Here is an 18,732-nt window from a genome sequence, read left to right on the forward strand (position 1 = left end):
GTTGATTAATTCCAGGATGCGCTAACATCTATTCTTCCCTGCGCGGTTACTTCACCAAACCAGCTATTTCCGTCATAGGTGGTTTTCGATACCGGATTATCCATAACGAACTGGAGGATCAGCGGTGTTTTCCAGAGCCACATATCGGTCACGCCGGAACTCATTTTGTCCCACTCTTCCGCATGGGTGGCCGGCGCCGGGATCGACAGTACTTCGCCTTTACAGTTGTGCGCCATCAGCGTCTGGCTTTTCCCCACCAGCACGTTGCCCGGAATGGGAACCGTGAAGCCGTTGCCGCTAAAGGCGCAGTAGTCCACCCCATTCAGGCTTTGGGTAGGCCCGGTGACTTTTACCGTGACCGCAATCGCCGCATCTTTTTGCGCCCCGCTGTAGGTGATGGTGTAGGGGATCTCAATGGGCGCTTCGCCGATAATGCCTTTCCCTGAGCCGCCCAGACCGTCAGGATCGAGGGTGTAATCCGGGTTGTCTGGCACAATTTCCAGCCCGGGTTCGATCGGGTTAATCACCAGGCCGCCCCCCGGCTGGAAGCAGAAATCCGCCGCCAGCGAGCTGTTGCCGGGCGTCAGACACAGGCTGACGATATTGCCAATGTTGCTGCCGTCCCCCGCCTGCGCCACGCTCAGAATTAACGCTTTCGGCAAAAAGATTTTAAGGTACGCTTTGCCGCCGTTTTTCTGCGGCGCTGCAAGGAAGGTGTTCGCCAGGACACGCGTATCGCTCAGGATACCGCCGGAGATACTGTACCAGGTGTTTTCATCGAAGGTCAGCTCGGCGGCAAGCCCGGTGCCGCCGCTCATGTGCGATTGCAGCACGCTGTTGACGCGGGAAGAGGTGAGCGCCAGCCCTCCGTTGTAACCGGAGATATCTTCCCCAACAAATGTGTATTCGAGCAGGTCGCACAGGACGCCAGAGACCGTGTTACGGGTGTACTTGGTGCAGGTGGCCCCCGTTGATCCATCGACAATCGTCACCTCGCCGCTGATCGGGTCAATACCCAGGTTAAGCGCTCTGGAGTTGGTCATGGTCAGCGTGCCCACCTTGTGAAGCGTATTGGTGGTGGTCACTTTGTTGATGGAGCTGATTTGCGGCGTGGAGGTGATGGTCACTTCATCCCCTGGCGCGGCGTTGAGCAAATAGTTAAAGAACGGATCGCCCAGTACCCAGCGCCCGTATGACGTGCCGGGCTCCATCACCGGCGGCTTAACCACCATCGACGTGTCGGTATAGCTGGTCGTCGGGGTGTACCCCGTGTTGCCGCAGGACGAGGAACACGCCGTCCCTTTAAAGAACGGAGAAGCGCTGGAACCGGTCACCGAAAAGTCGATAGTTAACGCGCTGCCTGCCGGGCCGTTGAAGCTGTTGTCCGGGATGTAAGTGGCGATACCGTTATTCGTTTTCGCACTCAGGGTCGGCCACTCGCGCGAACCGTGTAAAAACGCGGTCGACGTGCTGTTCAGACTAAACAGCCCCGCGCTGTTTCCCGTACCGTTATTGTCCGGGTTATTAATGGCGAAATAGGGCAGCTCCTGCGCCTGGGCCGCCGCGCTCATCAGCAGTAAATTAAGAGCGAATATCTTTTTCATCGTCACGTTCCTGCGTTCCTTTTGCTTCCTGCCAGACGAAATCGCCTTTGTCGCAGGAGATGTCCCCAAGCCACAGCGCACCGCGGTTAGACTCGATGTCCAGGCGCACTTCGCAGACGCTGTCGTCCGGCGTGGCGATACTCAGGACAGGGTTGTTCTTATCAACGTCGATCACGAAGCGTCCGTCGTTTTCCGTCCGGGTCAGCCCGACGTGGTTTTTGATCTGCATGGCGCCAATCGGGGCCCCGTTTGCATCCACAAGACGACCAAACAGAGTGACGATTTTCTTCACCTGCGGCTTCATCACCACGGTATTGCCCGGATAAACCGTGATATGGCGACGCGCATTCGCGCCAATCTCATAGCTTTCCGTACCGGTTTCACTGTTCATCACTTCCAGGTCATAAGCCTGGTATGCCGGCAGCGACAGCCAGGTCTTATCCCCTTTGATGCGTTCTGCCCGGCCGTTAAGCTTCAGGGTCAGCGCTTCATCAGATTTGAGACCGGTACTGACAATCACCCCTGCGCTTTCGGTGCCTTTCCCGGCGGCGATGGCCTCTTTGGACCAGCCCACGCTGCCGTCACTGGTCAGCGTGGAGTTCCAGCCTTTACTCATGCCGCTCTGGACGCTGAGGATGTTGCTGTTCCACGGCGTGTCGAAGTTCACGCTGCCGCCGCCGCTTACGCTGCGATCCTGGCGGCTGTTAAAGGCTTTTGAGACGTTGGCAGTAGCCGATTTCAGGTAATCGCCTTCAAACTGGCGGCTGGCGCTGACGTTCAGCGCCGTGCCGGTATCGCGATTGTGGGAAACGCCAACCGACACGGTATTGCCGAGCGGTATAGCGAAATCGAGCATCACGTAACGATCTTTCTCTTCGTAATACCCGTCGTATTTGTTGCGCGACATTCCCACCCGCAGGCGCGCCGTACCGTAGCGACCGGCGTATAACCCCTGGGAGTAGTCCAGCTGATAGCGTTTATAGCGATAGAGGTCGTCCTCCTGGCGCATCAGGCTCAGGTTGCCCGCCGAGGGCAGACCGAACGACGGCAGGCTAAAGGAGGCGCCCCAGGTATTGCCCTTGCTCTCATAGATATCGAGGAACTTGCCACTGGAGAGCTGTTCATGGGAGTACCACACCGAACCGATCTGCCACGGCAGGCTGAGATTCGCCCCATAGTTGGCGCGATACGTTCCGTCGGAGGCGGCCATGGTCTGGGTATTCACCGAGAAATAGCCCGTCAGGTTCAGGGAGGCCCACAGCTCGCTGACGATGTGTTCCCGCATCATGTAGGTGGAGGCGTTCCAGTCGACCATCCCGCTGCGCTTGCTGAACGAGGCTCCCACCAGCGACATGGTGTCTTTATGTTTGGTGTCGTAATCGTAGTAGTAGGTGTTGTCCTGCTCGTTTTTGCGTTTCGCGTATTTTTTATAATTGACGACGGATTTATCGCGGCTATACATCCCGCCCCACATCTGCCAGCGCAGCGTTTCCGACACGTTGCTGGAGAACGGCTTATTTACGGTGTACATGCTACGCGACACGGTGCGGCTTCCGCTCACCACCTCAACTTCGATGCTGTAGATCCCGTAGGGCAGGCTGCTGGTGTCAATTTCATGGTTGCCGACGTCAAAGCGCTGAATGCCGATAAGCTGCCCGTCACGACGAATACGGGCCTCGCCCGCCGTGGGGAAATAGACCACCACCGGCGTCAGAGAGAGCGTGTTATCGCGTTTGCGGGAGTTGGCCTGATTGCCCATGGAAACGCCGTAGACTTCACCGCCGGAAATCCCGCTGACGCTCGCCAGAGACTGCATCGCCCAGCCGTTCAGCATGCCTGCGGCGTAGCGCATCCCCTGATAGTCGCGCTCCCACATAACCGCATTCATCTGGGTATCGCTGCTGCTCTCGTTGACGTAGCCAGAGCCGTCGATCAGCACATGATCGACGCCCATTGAGATCCAGTTTCTCGCGTTCAGATAGCCCGACGACCAGCTGTCACCGTAGCCGCTCTCGGTGTGATACGCCCCGAGGTTGTAGGAGAACGTGCCGCTCAGGTCGTCAGACTCCGGCGCATCAATGTCCACCTCACGCGGGCGAATATTCACCCCGTAGTCGCTCTGCGACAGATTCAGCAACAGGCGCATTTTTTTCTGATCCAGCTCGAACGCGGACCCCGTACTTACCGGAATGCGCATCTGGTCATCAAACTGCTTATCGTTAATGCTCTGCAATAACGTTCTCATCTCTTTTGACAGACGAATGCCGTTATCAGACTCCTGGACCTGAACGTCCCTCAGCCCCAGCTTCAGATCTTTTGCAAAGAGCGTCACGTCACCGATACGAACATATTCGCTCGCCGTACCTTCGTGGTTCCCTTGTTGTGCTGAGTGTGGACGCGTATTCACCAGATAGACGGGAATTTTGATCCCCTGCTCCAGCAGTGCATAAAGCGAGTCGGGAAAACGGTAATTAGCGATAACCACGGAGCTTGAGGCTGCAAGCGCAAGCGCGGGCAGCGTGCCGGATGCGCAAGCCATCATCACCGGCAACACTAATTTATTTTTCACCATGCATCCTTACTTAACAGGAATGAACTGTTTCAGGTCCCATATTCCGAGATGAAAATGGTTATCCGTAACGTTGATATCCTCAATAGCGCGCGAGGTCTCTGGCATCAGGTAGAAGTTTTTGCTACACGGCGTGCCGGGGGATTCCGGATTCGGCTTCAGGCAGGTCCCGGTCGCATTGACGCGAAACGAGGTGTTCCCTTTATTGGTTATTTTTCCCGCCACATAGACGAAATCAATCTTCTTATCCCGGGGCTGAACCACCAGAATGGTGCTCACCACCGCGCGCGTCATCCCGGTGCCGTTTTTTGGCGAACCGCTGTCCACCTCTTCGCTTACCCCTTCATCCGTGAAGGTAATGCGGTAGTAACGCTCTTTGTTATCGGCGTTTCCGTGATAGTAAAATTTGACGATATTGCTGGTACCGGCGGGCATCACCATGCGCGTGGGCGTCAGCAACAGTTCGTCCACTTTCTCCGGATTAATGACAATCCCTTCATCCATTGGGCTGCTGATCCGCTGTGCGCGAACAGAAACAATACGCACGCTGTCTGCTTCGTTTTTTATTTCCTTGGCGGTGGAGTCAGCATCCGCAGAAATAATGGTGGTGACTTTTCCCACATTAATGGCCAGCGCGGAGGAAGAGATAAATAATAAAAATAAGAAGGCGGATTTGAGGTTAAACATGCTATTTCCCTAAACAGGGGCTTGCGCCCCTGGATCGATCAGGCCTTAGCCCCAGGTTGCGCGGAACGCAACAGACACGGTCCCTTCCCACAGGCTGTTGGTCAGGTCTTTGAACTCTTTCGCCGTACCGGCATTGTCCTGAGCGGAGTCAACGTAGAAGACGAATTTGTCCTGGCCGGTAATTTCGGTATCTGCCGCCGCGCCTGCGCTGGTGGTCAGGTTCCACAGGCCAGAAGAGACGCCGGTGTTAGAAGAGGAATCAACCAGCGTGGTCCATGCGGTTGATTTCGCCCCCACGGTGCCACCGATAGAGCCCAGGTCGTTACCGCCCCAACGCGCACCCACTTTCAGCTTGGTCGCTTCACCACCCACGCTGAACAGCGTGTTGTTTGAATCGTCGAGGATAGCTTCGAGTTTGAAGCTGGTCGCCGTAGAGTGATCGCCACGGATAGCCACATCAAACAGACCGGTGTCGGTGTTGAAAGATTTGGTGTTGGCGCTGTAAACAAAGTTCAGAGCACGCGTTGGCGTAACAACCAGATCGGATTCGCTGTCTTTGGTCGCGGTTGCCTGCCATGTGGCAGAAGCCGTCGTTTCTGCTGCATTAACTGCGCTCAGGGCAGAAACAGACAGCAGGGAGCCCAGAACGATAGCGTTCAGTTTGTTCATTTATTTAGTCCTTCAAAAAAGAATCCACGTGTATAAAAAGGGGAGCCCCTTTTTCGAGGCGGAGTATAGACAGCCGCAAAATAACGAGGCAATACAGAAAAATTCACTCGACGGAGAGCAACAATAAAAATATAAATAAATTTCTCGTATCTTATTGTTACGTATTGAGTAAATTACTCACTTTCCCGAGTAATAGATAAATATCGATTTTTTAATAAAGAGAAATATCAGGACGTCGGGACAGCCACACACATCATTACAGGCAACACCAGCCCCTTAATTAACCACGCATGTTTTTTTACGCTGGTAATATAGAAGAATTTGATATTATCAAGTAACATTTCGTTTACAACGCCATCCGGCGCCGCATCATCTTCAGATTTATTCAGCTTTTTATCCTTAATATAAAAGATATTGCTTCCATCGACTTTTTCCACGCTGAGCGTGTAATTTCGGTCAATCAGGTAGCTTTTGCCCTCTTTCTTGAGCACGCCTTTATGAATAACCGTCACAACATCTTTGTTGTTAAACAGGAAAAGCGTGGTTAGCGACATATCGGTTGACTCACCCGTGGAATAGGTTTTCCAGGAAATGGTATCTGACTGGCAGCCAAACCCCTCATCCTGCGCTCTGGTAAAATAGATCCATAACAACGCGATGACAGACAGCGCCAGTACGATACTGAACAGTACACTCATTTTAGTCCTTGACATATTTTAACTCCCGGTCAGGCTTCTGTAAGAAATGCAGTTCTTATAATCGTCGATACTGTCCTGCTGATAACAGATGGCCAGGAAATAATTTTCTATCTGCGACTTTTTAAACCTGGAATAGTAAGCATCTGCAACCTGATGTTGACAGTCGATATGTTGACTGGCGATGACCTCTTTTACGTGATTAAAGTAGTGCTGTCGCGGCTGATACATATTCTTATCGATCAGGTATACCGTACACCGGTCCACTTTACCGAGCAGATGCATATCAGAATCTTTCAGGCTCTCGGCATAGGAATCCCTTTGGTGCAACAGTAAAACAGCGGTGCCGATAACGGTAATCAGTAATAAGGTGCAGAGAGAAATAAAGAGTCTGTGCAGCGATATTAATTGTTTAGGCGGATCGGCATCTTTCTTATGCGCTAGCGTATCGAATGCTTCAGAGGCAGATTGTTCACTAAGCGTTGAAACAACCGGCGGCCTGACCGTGTGGTGTTCAATATGCGCAGCAAGGCTAAATCCCTTGCCACGTATCGTTTTTATCAGTAAAGGGTCGCATCCTAATGTACGAAATGCTTTTCTGATTTCACTTATGGCAACATTCAGACTCACCGAAGAACCAGAGAAACCATGATCCTCCCAGACCTTCTTTATCAGGTCGTCTCTGTCGAGAGTTTTACCATTATTGATGATAAGTTCATAAAGCAGACGACCCGCCTGGTTAGATAACTTAATGGATGACTCTTCCTCTCCATTAATCATGATCATACCGGTGTCGACTTCATAAAGCATTGTAAGATCAATGAGATACTTCATATTATTATTACGCCATTGTTAAAATTATGTGCATTTGCCAGGCAATAATAAGTCTAAAGTTTGTGTGGTCAAGTCGCGTGATATTAATTGAGAGATGAATTCATAAAGCTTCATTAATTAACAATTATTAAATCATTAATAAAAATATTTGAACCAACGCATTTAGGTTAAAACATTAAAAAAAACTAACACACAAGATTATAATCTTAAACTTTAGAAATTGTTGGAATAATGTTTTGTTATGTACTTTTTTAGTGCAACATAATATCGTCAAAGCATTCTCCCGAGTCGCCATGCGTCTAGCCGGTACATCAGGGACATGTGTAGCCGATTAACATTCATTTTAAATAACACAAATCTTCATGGAGTTTATCATGTTCAAATCGATCATGACCGTATCACTGCTGGCCGCCGCTATTGCCTCTACCAGCGCAGTGGCCGCAGACAATTCGGCGGGTGGTATTATTAACTTTACCGGCGCTATTACCGATACAACCTGTACCATTAACGGCGGTAAAAGCGCAGACTTTACCGTTGCGCTTTCCCCTATTTCGGTAAAAGATGCAGGCACCACGGTTGGCCTGATCACTAAGAATAAAAAATCTATTGCACTGACTTTCTCAGGTTGTTCACCAGCAGCCGGAACGACCGGCACCCCGCTGAAAGTGTATTTCTCCAGCGCGGATAATATTTCCACTGACGGTAAATACCTGCTGAATAACAGCGTGAACGAAAGCGATGCCAGCGTGGCACGTAATGTCGGTTTTGCGTTAGTGGAGCCAGGTTCGTCTACGCCAATTACCCTGAACCAGCCTTACACCACAGATATTATGGGTACAGCGACCGCGCCAGATTCCGAGACGCTGACGCTGGATGTTTATTATTATAAAACGAACGCCGCTGCCGCCACCGTGGGCGAGTTAAGCTCCAACGTAACGTATACCATTTCCTACCTGTAATAATGATTATTCAGGCTCTGTTTTCGCAGAGCCTGTATTTAAGGTTGCAATCATGCGCAAGGCAATTTTGCTGGCAGGTTTACTGCTAAGCACCGGTCACTCGTGGGCCAATATTGTCATTAATGGCACCCGTGTCCTTTATCCTGAAAATAACAAAGAGGTGATCGTCCAGTTAATGAATACGGGCGATGCGCCCGCTCTGGTGCAATCCTGGATAGATGACGGTGATATTAATTCCACGCCGGAAACAGCCAATGTGCCGTTTTTGCTGTCGCCGCCAGTGATAAAGGTTAACGAACATAATGGCCAACAGCTTCGTATTAAAAAGCTGCCGTCCAGCTTGCCTGCGGATCGCGAATCCGTCTTTTTCCTGAATGTTCTCGACATTCCGCCCAGACCTGAAAATCTGCAAAACCAGAATACCGTTCAGCTGGCGATTAAATCCCGTATCAAACTTTTTTACCGGCCCGCTGCGCTGAAAGGCACGCTGGATGACGCGGTGGCGAAACTGACGCTCGCCGCCGAAGGCGATCGCTTTCGTATTACAAATAACAGTCCGTTCCATATTACGGTCGCCAATATTTCGCTGGGTAAAACGAAATTGCTCCAGGAGTCCCCTATGGTTTCCCCGTTTGGGCAGCTGACGGTCGCCGCAAAAAATACGGTTAAGCGCGGACAGACCTTCCAGCTGATGTATGTGGACGATCTTGGCGCGTATAAAACCCGGACTTTCACCAGTCAGTGATCGGAAAGACTCACCATGAAAATGAAACAAAACAGACTCTGTCTGCTGGCAGTCTGCACGCTTCTGCTTTCGCATAAATCAGGGGCCGTCTCGTTTGATCCCTCCCTGCTTGCTGGCGCATCCGGTGAGTCCGATCTGTCTCGCTTTTCCGAAAACAACGCCATGCCTGCCGGCAGCCAGGAGATGGATATCTACGTAAACGGCAGCTGGAAGGGACGTTATACCGTCATCTACGGCGAGCAGCGTGACGACATCCGCATTGCCTGGAAAGATGCCCGGTCGCTTGGCATCAACACCACGTCCGTGCCTGCGCCCGCCATTGCGCACGGGCAGGTTCAGCTGCGCGATCTGGTTCAGGGCGGTGAAGTCAAAACCGATACCAGCACCCTGAGTCTGACGCTTACCGTTCCGCAGGCGGCCGTGCTGCGTACTGAAGAAGGTTACATTGCCCCCCAGTTCTGGGACGAGGGGATACCGGCGTTGATGCTCTCGTGGAACACGACCTGGTACAACACCCGCGCGAAAGGCGCTGCGAAAGACACAAATGATGATTTTTATGCCGGGCTGGATTCCGGCGCCAACCTGTTCGGCTGGCAGTTTCGCGACAGCAGTGCCTGGCGGAAAACGGCCAGCAGAGAGAGTAGCTGGCAGAATAATACCCGCTACCTGCGCCGTCCCCTGGCCTCGCTGAAATCCAACCTGACGCTGGGTGACTTTTATATTCCTGGCGATCTGTTTGATTCCCTGCGCGTGCGCGGCGTGTCGCTGGCGTCGGACATGAAGATGCGCCCAAATTCACAGCAGGGTTTTTCACCGGTGGTTCACGGCGTGGCACGGACGAACGCCCTGGTGAAAGTTATCCAGAATGGCAACGTGATCTATCAGGAGAATGTGCCGCCGGGCCAGTTTACCCTCGACAGCATTCAGCCTACCGGCTCCGCGGGCGATTTGCTGGTGGTGGTGCGTGAAGCGGACGGTTCACAGCAGTCCTTCACGGTGCCGTTTTCCGCCGTACCCGGGATGCTAAAAGAAGGGGTGAGTCAGTACAGCGTGGTGGCGGGTAAAGTGCATCAGAACACGCTCGATGCCGAACCCGCATTCATGCAGGCCACGCTGCGCTACGGGTTTAATAACCTCATCACCGGGTATACCGGGACGATTATTAGCGATAACTACCAGGCCGGGCTTGTCGGTACCGGGTGGAACCTTCCCTTTGGCGCGGTCTCGTTTGATGTCACCCACGCCAAAACCACCCTACAGGATCGCACCAGCAGCGGTCAGAGTTATCGCGTGTCGTACAGCAAATTTATCGATACCACCGCCACCAACTTCACCCTGGCGGCCTATCGCTATTCCACTAAAGGCTATTACAGCTTCAGCGACGCGCTCTATTCGCGCGAAGGGTATCAGCGCCTGAGAGCGCAGTACGACGACTATGAAGATCGGTTTGGCGTTGCGCCCGACATGTCGCTAAGCACCTGGGACGCCCTGCGCGCGGCGCAGCCCAAGAATACCTTTACGCTTAACCTTAATCAGCGCCTGCTCAATAACTGGGGCACGGTATTTGTCTCCGGCACACAGCGCGATTACTGGAACTCACAGCAAACCACGCGCGAATACCAGATGGGCTATTCCAACGCCATCGGCCGCGCCAGCTATACCCTGTCGGCCAGCCGGGTACGGAACAGGGACAGTGAAGAAGAGACGCGCCTTTACCTCTCCCTCAGCCTGCCGTTCTCGCTGTTTGATAATAATGCCTGGATCACCTCCAGCCTGACGGCCAGCGATTCGCATTACGAGCAGAGCAATATCAGCATGAGCGGGAACGCGCTGGCGTCGAACCGACTGAGCTACACCCTCTCCGGCAGTAATGCGCGGGGGGGTAAAAATGCGGCAAGCGTTAACGCCGCGTACCGTTCGAACTTCGCGACACTCGGTGGCTCTTACAGCGAATCCTCCGACTACCGCCAGACCGGGCTCAGCGGACGCGGCAGCCTGGTGGCCTACCCGTGGCACGTTCTCGCCTCAAACGAAACCGGCACAACCATGACTATCGTCGATGCGCCAAAAGCGGAGGGGCTGATGGTGAACGGCGATGAAAGCATTATGACGAACCGCGATGGCGTGGCGCTGGTGCCTTACGCCACCCCGTATCGCAAAAACGCCATTACGTTAACTGAAACGGAAAACAGCGCTGGCGCGGAGGTGATCGGCAATATGGCTAACGTGGCTCCTTACGACGGGGCGGTGAGCTATATCCGCTTCGAAACCGACAAGCGCCAGTCATGGGTACTTCATGCGACGCGCGCCGACGGCAAACCGCTGCCCTTTGGCACCGAAGTGCTGGATGAACATGGTGAATCTGTCGGGTATGTCGGACAGGCCAGCGTACTGTATATCCGTGCTGAACTGCCGCCACGCGCGCTCAACGTGCATCTCCGCGGTGGAAAGTGCGAAATCTCCTCCCCGGCCTGGGGGCTGAACAGCCCCTCATCGGTTTGCCATTAATTACGGATTATCAAAATGTTACGATCATTCATGTTCCTGCTCCTCACCAGCGTTAGCGGGATGAGCTATGCCACCTGCTCCGGCAGCAGCATCGTTTATGGCACACCGATTACCATTGATTTATCGGATAAGCTGAGCCCGGCCACGCCCACATGGACCGGCAGCTTCACCACCCAGTACAGCGGCTCGTTCAACTGTACTACGGGTAACAGCGAATTTTCTTACACGCCGATCCTCTCGACCGACAGCAAATACGCCACCATCCTCGGATTCAGCAACAACAAGTATATGGTGCGGGCGGAGATCACCAATCCCCCGGCCAATAAAACCCTGTCTGCCAGCGGTAGCCATACGGCGTCTGAGTTGAACACACCGTTTACGGTTCGCTTCACCCTCGTTAACCAGAGCGGCACCACCCTGACGGGGGATACGGCGAACATGAGCGACGTTCTGTTCGTCAGCGACATGAGCGGATTGTCGATTTTGGAAATCATCCTCTGGCCAATTAATCAGGTCATCAAAATCGCCCAGTGGTTATTCAGCGGGTTCAAGTGGCCTTACGACAACCGTGATATGTTTGGTCAGCCGATGATCATCAAATACGCGCCAAAACTGACTACCTGTTCCTTTGATAATGCGGGGCTGACCGTGGCGCTGCCGACGCTCGGCATTCCCCAGCTCAGTGCATCCTCACAGCCGGGGCTGACGCCTTTTTCACTGAACATGAGCTGTCAGAACGTCGGGGTTAACGGCAATTCCGATCGGGCAATTGAGATGTTTTTGTCCAGCACGCAGCTGCTTTCGACCGACAGCTCGGTGCTGATCGACAGCAGCAGTAGCGCGGCGCAGGGCGTGGGGCTCCGCCTGATAAAACGTGACGCCCCGCAAACGCCGGTGACCTTCTCTACCTCGACCACCAGCCGTGGCAACGCCACAATGATCTTCAGCGTGGCGGCTGGCGCGGCGCTGGACGAACATTTCACCCTTCCGATGGCGGCGTACTATTACGTGTGGGCACCCGCCCAGGTGAGCCAGGGTAAGATCAATACATCGGCTACGCTGAATATTATCTACCCCTGATGTGGACTATTCCTCCATCTTTCCAACCGCCTGCACATACTTAATCAGTTCGCTGTGGTTGGAAAGATTCAGCTTTTTCATCGCATTATGCTTCTGCGTCGCAATAGAACTGACCGAACGGTTTCGATGACGGGCAATCTCCGTCGTTGAAAATCCTTCCACAATAAGATGAAGCACCTCCCACTCTCTGGCCGAGAGGATGGAGCGCGCCCGGGAGCCGGACCGCATTACCCGCCTGAGCCACGAAGAGATCGACGGTTTTTGCCCGTCCGCCATGAGCAACGCGGGTAATTCCTTTTTCAGTTCAGTCAATTCATCCTGCTGACTGATGGTTAATTCAAATTTCATCTCCAGAACTTTTTTTAACAGCCCGTAAGGCAGCTCGGGCACCAACAGAACACGCCTGACGTGATGGGTTTTACATAAAGATGTAAAACGGCTGCTGACCTCCGCACTCCACTCTTTATGATTAAGCAGATAATTAAATTCAGTGAAGAAAACATCCACGTTATTATCCGCCACCGCCGCCAGCGCCTGTTCTGTGGAATCGACCTGAGTAATGTTCAGTACGTAATCGGGTAAAAGATCCTGGAGCGCCCGGAATATTATCTCTTTAAATATATTTATTTTGTAAAACACCATTACCCTTACGATACGTTCAGTATTATTCATGTCTTTTCTAAATTCTCGTGACCGGAGGAAAATGATAATAGTTTATGTACTCACCACTCACAACCTCTTCGCGCCAGGATTTTATCCTTCTCAGGCTTAAAAATCTGAACAAGGACATTAAATTCATAGAAAAAATTCTATTTTATTCTGCGCGCCGTTTCCCCTTGCAGATAAAGCCTTGTCGATAACTCTGCCACGATCACAATTTTTCTTACAGGAATAGCATTAAGCCACTGAAAAATCGGTGGATTAACCCCATTAATTAACCGCCCGATGCTTATTATCCGCTCATTTACAGAATAAAAATCTGGCATGAATATTATTAGAAGATTAAAACAATTGCATATACCATTAAAACCCTTTTTCAATTTTATCTTCCTCTAATAATTGGCATCAGCTTTACTCGACGGTTTGTATTGGCTTACATTGATGCCATCGCATCGCGTTATTTAAAAAAGTGCTCGCTATTCTTTTAATAAGAGAGTGCGAACCGCCATTTTCTCTTATATGGACTGTTTACTCAGCGAAAGGAGAATGCCAATGCAAAATAAAAAAACAATTCACGTTGCCGTTGTTGACAGCTGCGAATTCACGATGATTGGCCTGCAATCGCTTGGAAAGCGTGAGCCTGATGAAAAACACGACGTTATTTTCCATGGGTTTACCCATATCGAAGAACTTGCTATGAGTGAACAACTCTTTGATATCATCATTTATGATCCGTTGAATACGCGTCATTTCCGGGTGACGACGAATGACGACATTCTCTGTATTAAACAGAAACAAGTGACAGCGAAGATCTATATCTATTCGTTATCCGCCGGCTATTTGAAATTCAAACATGTTGATGGAGTCATAAGCAAAAGAGTCTCCCTGGGGGATATCAAAGCGCTGTGGCAAATACTGATGAGCCAGACGCCGCAAGAGTCTGGCCGTTACAACGTAGGCATGACGACCCGCTTACGCACCCCGGCGAGGCTGTCCAGCGAGGAGGCAAGCGTATTGCGCGGCTATTCCTGTAATCTCAAAACCAAGCAAATCGCCCGTCAGCTGGGGTGTAACGTCAGGCTGGTTTACTTTTATAAGAACAACGCCATGAACAAGCTTAAGGCCGTGCGTGGTCCCTCGTTTTACCAGAGCATTCGCTGGATCCTGAATTAAAAATTTGACCGTGTGTCGTTTGCCTTTTGTTCCCGCGTCCGCGGGAACCTTTTTTCATTTCCTGAAGGCTGTTCCATGTATACCGTTCTTCCCTCTCCCCTGTTGCAACGTATCTCAGGGCTGCGATTCCAGCCGCTTGTCGATCTTCATTCGGGCCAGGTGTTCGCGCATGAAGTTCTCGTGGAGATCCATAACGTCAATCTTGAGGTGCTGTTTGCCTCGCTGCCCTCGCGCAGCGCGCTGCAAATCTTCTTCTGGCAGGCCAACACCCTGTTACAGATACCCGCCCGGGACGCTTACTGGCTAAACCTTCCGGCAGAACACCTTCTCAACGAACGCGCTATCCGGTTGTTGCTGGCGTTACGCCATCAGCAGCGGTTAACGATTGAAATTCAGGATCCCCTGACCATCACACGGCTGAGCGAGGATGAGCAACGTCGCCTTCATGCCACGCTTGTTCGGTTAAAAGAGGCGGGATGGCAAATCTGGCTGGACGATTTAACCCGGGAGTTGGCGGAGGCGTTCGCGCGACTTGCGCTGCCGCTGGATGGGGTGAAAATTGACCGCTCAGCGCTGCGCGAGCGCGCGCCGCTTGCCCCGTTTGTACAGGAGGTCAGGGCAGGTATCGCGCAATCAATTCTTATAGAAGGCATCGAAAACTCGCGGGATCTGGCGCGCGCCCGCACGTCCGGCGCACAGTCTGGCCAGGGTTTTCTGTGGCCCGAAAGCCGAACCGATGCCCGCGTAACGCTTTGACGGCCAGCGGAGCGCTGGCCTTTTTACCGGGGCTTACCAGCCCGGCACCGCGCCACCGTTAAAAAGGGTCTCTGCCGCTTTCGCCACCTCCGGCGACTGATAGGACTGGATAAATTCCTTCACGTTTTCAGCGTCTTTGTTGTCTTCACGCGTGACCACAATATTCACATAGGGTGAGTTTTTGTCTTCAATAAAGACGCTGTCGTGTACCGGAGACAGCCCCGTTTGCTGGAGATAGGTGGTACTGATGATGGCCACATCCACTTTCGGATCGTCCAGCACGCGCGGCAGCTGCGCCCCTTCCAGCTCCATAATCTGTAAGTTTTTCGGGTTCGCGGTAATATCCAGCGCCGTTGGCAGCAGGCCAACATCCGGTTTAAGGGTAATCAGCTTCTCTTTTTGCAGCAGCAACAGCGCGCGACCAAGGTTGGTGGGATCGTTTGGAATCGCAATGGTTGCGCCGTCCTTAAGCTCAGACACCGATTTAATCTTTCGGGAGTAACCCGCCATCGGGAAGACGAAGGTATTGGCCACGGCGACCAGCTTGTAATTGTGCGCCTTGTTATCTTCTGCAAGGAAAGGGCGATGCTGGAAGACGTTGGCGTCCAGTTCGCCCTGGTTGGTGGCATCGTTGGGTAGCAGCGAGCCGCTAAAGCCCACCAGCTCAACATCCAGACCGTATTTCTCCTTTGCCACCTTTTTGGCGACTTCCGCCACGTCCTGCTCAGCGCCATTGATTACGCCGACTTTAATGTGTCTGGCATCATTGCCGCCCTGGTCACAGCCCGCGAGCAGCAGGCCAGTCAGGAGAAGCACACCCATTCGAAGTTTCACGAGACAGTTCCTTTTGAAAGACGTTTTGAAGACTATATCGACAACGAGACGGCAGGCTAAAAAACGAAAAGGAATCAGTAAGACGGTTAAGTTATATGCGGCCTGTTGCCGGGTGGCGCTGCGCTTACCCGGCCTACGTGACGGGGGAAGTGTAGGCCCGGTAAGCGTAGCGCCACCGGGCGATGGGCATCAGGCTACGGTAGTCCAGGCGCAAGCAGAACCGCTAACCTCACGCCTGCCGACGCAGCGGCGCTTCGCGCAAAAACCACGACAACACAAACGCCAGCACCATAATCCCCGCCGCCAGCATGAACACCGCATGGATCGCCGAGCCGAACGCATCCAGATAGTCCAGACGCAGGGCATCAGGCAGATGGTGTATGGCAACGGGATTAAGTTCGCGCGGCAGTTCCGCCCCTTCCGGCAGCCTGTCGATCAGGCCTGATTGCAGAATATGGGTGAACACCGCGCCAAACAGCGCAACGCCAATCGCCCCGCCAATGGAGCGGAACAGCGTCACCCCAGACGTCGCGACGCCGTATTGATCGGCTGACACGCTGTTTTGCACCGCCAGCACCAGCACCTGCATCACCAGTCCCAGCCCCATGCCCAGCACGCCGGTAAACAGGTAAAGCTGCCAGGTTGGAGAGGTGATTGAAATGCGCGTCAGTAACATCATCCCCACCACGCCGAGCAGCGTGCCGAGGATCGGGAACAGACGATATTTCCCGGTACGGCTGATGATGCGCCCGCTGATGATGGAGGTGAGCAACAGCCCCCCCATCAGGGGGATGAGCTGCAAACCGGCCTGCGTCGGCGTGGCGTCTTTTACCACCTGTAAATAGAGCGGCAGGAAAGTGACGGAGCCAAACAGCGACATGCCGATAATAAAACCGATCAGGCTACAGAGCAGGAAGCTGCGGTCGCGGAAGAGCGACAGCGGGATAATCGGCTCCCACGCCAGCCGCTCTTCGTAGATAAACCCGGCGATCCCCGTCAGGCCGAAGGCCAGAATGCACCACAGCTGCGGGTCGCTCCATTGGCGGATCGTCCCCCCCTCGGTGGTAAACAGAATGATGCACAGCAACGCCATGCTGAGGTAAATCGCCCCCAGGTAATCAATCTCATGCTTGCTGCGCCGCGCGCTGCCGTGGAAAACCGCGCCAATCACCAGCAGCGCAAACAGCCCCAGCGGCAGGTTGATGTAGAAAATCCAGCGCCAGGATGCGTGCTGAACGATAAACCCGCCGATCAGCGGCCCTATCACCGTCGCCAGGCCAAACACGCCGCCAAACAGCCCCTGATAGCGACCCCGATCGGCAGGCGGGATCACGTCCGCCACGGCAGCCATGCTGATCACCATCAGACCCCCGCCCCCCAGCCCTTGCAGGGCGCGCATCAGCACCAGCTGGGTCATGTTCTGCGCCAGACCGCACAGCGCGGACCCTACAAGGAACAGCACAATCGCGATTTGCAGAACGATTTTTCGGCCAAACAGATCGCCGAATTTGCCGTACAGCGGCACCACGATGGTCGAACTGAGGATATAGGCCGTTACCACCCACGAGAGTTTATCCAGCCCGCCCAGCTCACCCACGATGGTCGGTAGCGCGGTGGAAACAATGGTCTGATCCAGCGCCGAGAGCAGCATCACCAGCAGGAGTGCGCTGAACAGCAGCTTAATCGACGGCGCCTTTTTCGCAGGTTGAGTCATTACGTCGGACTCCATAAGACATCACTTGAAATTAATTAATCGTATAATTAATATTTGTGGAAGTGATGAATAAGATCAAGAGATACGGTGACCATGTCAGCACAAAAGGACAATTCTGAACCCCGCCGCCCCGGTCGGCCACGCGGCGGCAAGCGCGTTACCGCCAGCCGTGAACAGCTGCTGGATATCGCCCTGAATCTCTTTTCCCGCCAGGGGATCGCCAATACGTCGTTGAACGCTATTGCCCGCGAAGCAGGCGTGACGCCCGCCATGCTGCACTACTACTTCAACTCCAGAGAACAGTTGCTGGATGCGATGATTGAGGAGCGCTTCCTGCCGTTACGCGAGCGGATCGGGGCGATTTTCGCCGACAACCGGGATTCGCCGGTGGATGCCCTGACGGAAATGGTCAGGGTGCTGGCCGAACTGGCGGAAAAGTATCGCTGGTTTGCCCCGCTGTGGATGCAGGAGGTGATTGGCGAGATGCCGGTACTGCGCACCCATTTGCAGGCACGCTTTGGCGATGAGAAATATCACACCACGCTGGCAACCATCAAAGGCTGGCAGCAGGAAGGAAAGCTGAATCCGGCGCTGGCCCCCGAACTGCTGTTCACTACGCTGCTGAGCCTGGTGCTGGTGCCGTTCTCCCGCATGCGCAATGACGAGAGGCTTAGCGCCCTCTCGCCGGAGATCGTGGTGCGCCACGTGTTAGCCGTGATAGGCACCGGGATCGGCGGTTAAAGATTTTTGGACAGATAGTGTCTCTGCATTCCCTGATAAGGGTAATCCTGCAAGGACATCTGCACCTGATAACCCTGTTTTTCATAGAACGGACGCGCCTGGAAGCTGACCGTATCCACCAGCGCGTGACGACAGCCTTTGCGACGGGCCTCCTCTTCAGCCGTTTTGATAAGCTGGCTTCCCACACCCGTACCCCGCACGCTGTCACTGACCCACAGATAGTCGATGTTCAGCCAGTCGCCTTTCCGTACGCCGATTAACCCGCCCAGCATGACGCCATTATCGTCTCGCATATATACGCCAATATCGCCACTAAACGTCGCCAGATCTAAATACTGCGCGTTATAGGCTCTTAGCCCCGTTAATAATTCTTCTTTTTCTTCAGCCGTGACTTTATCTGTAATGCTCAGGTGCATAAATCTCGGTAATGCTGCCAACTTACTGATTTAGTGTATGATGGTGATTTTAAGGTGCTTGCGTGGCTTCCATTTCCATCAGATGTCC

Annotated in this window: 17 protein-coding genes; 7 read left to right on the forward strand and 10 right to left on the reverse strand. The window is 53.3% G+C overall.

Features of this window, described 5'->3' with window-relative positions; translation table 11 throughout:
* Window positions 1–5 precede the first annotated feature (5 nt).
* From ACOTYB_RS14470 to ACOTYB_RS14495, 6 genes are all read right to left on the reverse strand, one after another.
* Complete coding sequence (locus ACOTYB_RS14470) at window positions 6–1,604, reverse strand: hypothetical protein (RefSeq protein ID WP_023315112.1); 1,599 nt, start codon at window positions 1,602–1,604, stop codon at window positions 6–8.
* Window positions 1,582–4,176, reverse strand: coding sequence for a CS1-pili formation C-terminal domain-containing protein (locus ACOTYB_RS14475; protein WP_220153474.1), 2,595 nt, complete (start codon window positions 4,174–4,176; stop codon window positions 1,582–1,584). Before ACOTYB_RS14475 ends, ACOTYB_RS14470 begins: the two co-directional genes overlap by 23 nt.
* Window positions 4,177–4,182: 6 nt before the next feature.
* Complete coding sequence (locus ACOTYB_RS14480) at window positions 4,183–4,860, reverse strand: hypothetical protein (RefSeq protein ID WP_022650117.1); 678 nt, start codon at window positions 4,858–4,860, stop codon at window positions 4,183–4,185.
* A gap of 45 nt (window positions 4,861–4,905) precedes the next feature.
* Window positions 4,906–5,529: a common pilus major fimbrillin subunit EcpA gene (locus ACOTYB_RS14485; RefSeq protein WP_003860995.1), complete on the reverse strand. Its 624-nt coding sequence runs from the start codon at window positions 5,527–5,529 to the stop codon at window positions 4,906–4,908.
* A gap of 227 nt (window positions 5,530–5,756) precedes the next feature.
* On the reverse strand, window positions 5,757–6,227 hold the full coding sequence (locus ACOTYB_RS14490) for a hypothetical protein (protein ID WP_220153473.1): 471 nt from the start codon (window positions 6,225–6,227) through the stop codon (window positions 5,757–5,759).
* Window positions 6,228–6,245: 18 nt separating this feature from the next.
* The gene (locus ACOTYB_RS14495; protein WP_022646580.1) at window positions 6,246–7,058 is read right to left on the reverse strand and encodes a winged helix-turn-helix domain-containing protein; all 813 of its coding nucleotides are present in this window, start codon (window positions 7,056–7,058) and stop codon (window positions 6,246–6,248) included.
* A 374-nt stretch (window positions 7,059–7,432) separates the two neighbouring features.
* Between ACOTYB_RS14495 and ACOTYB_RS14500 the strand changes: the two genes are divergently transcribed.
* Genes ACOTYB_RS14500 through ACOTYB_RS14515 form a run of 4 tightly spaced genes read left to right on the forward strand, consistent with a single transcriptional unit; the run spans window position 7,433 to window position 12,350 of the window.
* Window positions 7,433–8,017, forward strand: coding sequence for a fimbrial protein (locus ACOTYB_RS14500; RefSeq protein WP_022646579.1), 585 nt, complete (start codon window positions 7,433–7,435; stop codon window positions 8,015–8,017).
* A 52-nt stretch (window positions 8,018–8,069) separates the two neighbouring features.
* A complete protein-coding gene (locus ACOTYB_RS14505; protein WP_001223973.1) occupies window positions 8,070–8,762 on the forward strand; it encodes a fimbrial biogenesis chaperone in 693 nt (230 codons plus the stop codon).
* A 15-nt stretch (window positions 8,763–8,777) separates the two neighbouring features.
* Window positions 8,778–11,270: a fimbria/pilus outer membrane usher protein gene (locus ACOTYB_RS14510; RefSeq protein WP_220153471.1), complete on the forward strand. Its 2,493-nt coding sequence runs from the start codon at window positions 8,778–8,780 to the stop codon at window positions 11,268–11,270.
* Window positions 11,271–11,285: 15 nt separating this feature from the next.
* Complete coding sequence (locus ACOTYB_RS14515) at window positions 11,286–12,350, forward strand: fimbrial protein (RefSeq protein ID WP_194302546.1); 1,065 nt, start codon at window positions 11,286–11,288, stop codon at window positions 12,348–12,350.
* Between the two features lie 6 nt (window positions 12,351–12,356).
* Here ACOTYB_RS14515 and ACOTYB_RS14520 read toward each other — a convergent pair whose 3' ends face one another.
* A complete protein-coding gene (locus ACOTYB_RS14520) occupies window positions 12,357–12,992 on the reverse strand; it encodes a LuxR C-terminal-related transcriptional regulator (protein ID WP_220153859.1) in 636 nt (211 codons plus the stop codon).
* 570 nt (window positions 12,993–13,562) lie between these two features.
* Here ACOTYB_RS14520 and ACOTYB_RS14525 point away from each other — a divergent pair.
* A complete protein-coding gene (locus ACOTYB_RS14525; RefSeq protein ID WP_015570093.1) occupies window positions 13,563–14,183 on the forward strand; it encodes a LuxR C-terminal-related transcriptional regulator in 621 nt (206 codons plus the stop codon).
* Between the two features lie 75 nt (window positions 14,184–14,258).
* On the forward strand, window positions 14,259–14,939 hold the full coding sequence (locus ACOTYB_RS14530) for an EAL domain-containing protein (RefSeq protein ID WP_193042212.1): 681 nt from the start codon (window positions 14,259–14,261) through the stop codon (window positions 14,937–14,939).
* A 33-nt stretch (window positions 14,940–14,972) separates the two neighbouring features.
* Here ACOTYB_RS14530 and nlpA read toward each other — a convergent pair whose 3' ends face one another.
* Both nlpA and ACOTYB_RS14540 read right to left on the reverse strand, forming a co-directional pair.
* On the reverse strand, window positions 14,973–15,773 hold the full coding sequence (gene nlpA / locus ACOTYB_RS14535; RefSeq protein ID WP_023323935.1) for a lipoprotein NlpA: 801 nt from the start codon (window positions 15,771–15,773) through the stop codon (window positions 14,973–14,975).
* Window positions 15,774–16,002: 229 nt separating this feature from the next.
* On the reverse strand, window positions 16,003–17,502 hold the full coding sequence (locus tag ACOTYB_RS14540; protein ID WP_032608159.1) for an MDR family MFS transporter: 1,500 nt from the start codon (window positions 17,500–17,502) through the stop codon (window positions 16,003–16,005).
* 78 nt (window positions 17,503–17,580) lie between these two features.
* On the opposite strand from ACOTYB_RS14540, the gene ACOTYB_RS14545 reads away from it, so the two are divergent.
* Window positions 17,581–18,228: a TetR/AcrR family transcriptional regulator gene (locus ACOTYB_RS14545; RefSeq protein ID WP_003861018.1), complete on the forward strand. Its 648-nt coding sequence runs from the start codon at window positions 17,581–17,583 to the stop codon at window positions 18,226–18,228.
* Here ACOTYB_RS14545 and ACOTYB_RS14550 read toward each other — a convergent pair.
* Entirely contained in the window at window positions 18,225–18,644 is a 420-nt protein-coding gene (locus tag ACOTYB_RS14550) for a GNAT family N-acetyltransferase (protein WP_022650109.1), read from the reverse strand. The two genes, ACOTYB_RS14545 and ACOTYB_RS14550, sit on opposite strands and share 4 nt — an antisense overlap.
* Between the last annotated feature and the right edge of the window lie 88 nt (window positions 18,645–18,732).

This window comes from Enterobacter cloacae complex sp. IR5450 (assembly GCF_049238665.1).
GTDB lineage: Bacteria > Pseudomonadota > Gammaproteobacteria > Enterobacterales > Enterobacteriaceae > Enterobacter > Enterobacter hormaechei_C.

What these genes read in the sequence shown, in the direction of transcription:
- ACOTYB_RS14470 (WP_023315112.1), bottom strand. Translation starts at nt 1,604, where the DNA reads ATGAAAAAGATATTCGCTCTTAATTTACTGCTGATGAGCGCGGCGGCC.
- ACOTYB_RS14475 (WP_220153474.1), bottom strand. Translation starts at nt 4,176, where the DNA reads ATGGTGAAAAATAAATTAGTGTTGCCGGTGATGATGGCTTGCGCATCC.
- ACOTYB_RS14480 (WP_022650117.1), bottom strand. Translation starts at nt 4,860, where the DNA reads ATGTTTAACCTCAAATCCGCCTTCTTATTTTTATTATTTATCTCTTCC.
- ACOTYB_RS14485 (WP_003860995.1), bottom strand. Translation starts at nt 5,529, where the DNA reads ATGAACAAACTGAACGCTATCGTTCTGGGCTCCCTGCTGTCTGTTTCT.
- ACOTYB_RS14490 (WP_220153473.1), bottom strand. Translation starts at nt 6,227, where the DNA reads ATGAGTGTACTGTTCAGTATCGTACTGGCGCTGTCTGTCATCGCGTTG.
- ACOTYB_RS14495 (WP_022646580.1), bottom strand. Translation starts at nt 7,058, where the DNA reads ATGAAGTATCTCATTGATCTTACAATGCTTTATGAAGTCGACACCGGT.
- ACOTYB_RS14500 (WP_022646579.1), top strand. Translation starts at nt 7,433, where the DNA reads ATGTTCAAATCGATCATGACCGTATCACTGCTGGCCGCCGCTATTGCC.
- ACOTYB_RS14505 (WP_001223973.1), top strand. Translation starts at nt 8,070, where the DNA reads ATGCGCAAGGCAATTTTGCTGGCAGGTTTACTGCTAAGCACCGGTCAC.
- ACOTYB_RS14510 (WP_220153471.1), top strand. Translation starts at nt 8,778, where the DNA reads ATGAAAATGAAACAAAACAGACTCTGTCTGCTGGCAGTCTGCACGCTT.
- ACOTYB_RS14515 (WP_194302546.1), top strand. Translation starts at nt 11,286, where the DNA reads ATGTTACGATCATTCATGTTCCTGCTCCTCACCAGCGTTAGCGGGATG.
- ACOTYB_RS14520 (WP_220153859.1), bottom strand. Translation starts at nt 12,992, where the DNA reads ATGGTGTTTTACAAAATAAATATATTTAAAGAGATAATATTCCGGGCG.
- ACOTYB_RS14525 (WP_015570093.1), top strand. Translation starts at nt 13,563, where the DNA reads ATGCAAAATAAAAAAACAATTCACGTTGCCGTTGTTGACAGCTGCGAA.
- ACOTYB_RS14530 (WP_193042212.1), top strand. Translation starts at nt 14,259, where the DNA reads ATGTATACCGTTCTTCCCTCTCCCCTGTTGCAACGTATCTCAGGGCTG.
- ACOTYB_RS14540 (WP_032608159.1), bottom strand. Translation starts at nt 17,502, where the DNA reads ATGGAGTCCGACGTAATGACTCAACCTGCGAAAAAGGCGCCGTCGATT.
- ACOTYB_RS14545 (WP_003861018.1), top strand. Translation starts at nt 17,581, where the DNA reads ATGTCAGCACAAAAGGACAATTCTGAACCCCGCCGCCCCGGTCGGCCA.
- ACOTYB_RS14550 (WP_022650109.1), bottom strand. Translation starts at nt 18,644, where the DNA reads ATGCACCTGAGCATTACAGATAAAGTCACGGCTGAAGAAAAAGAAGAA.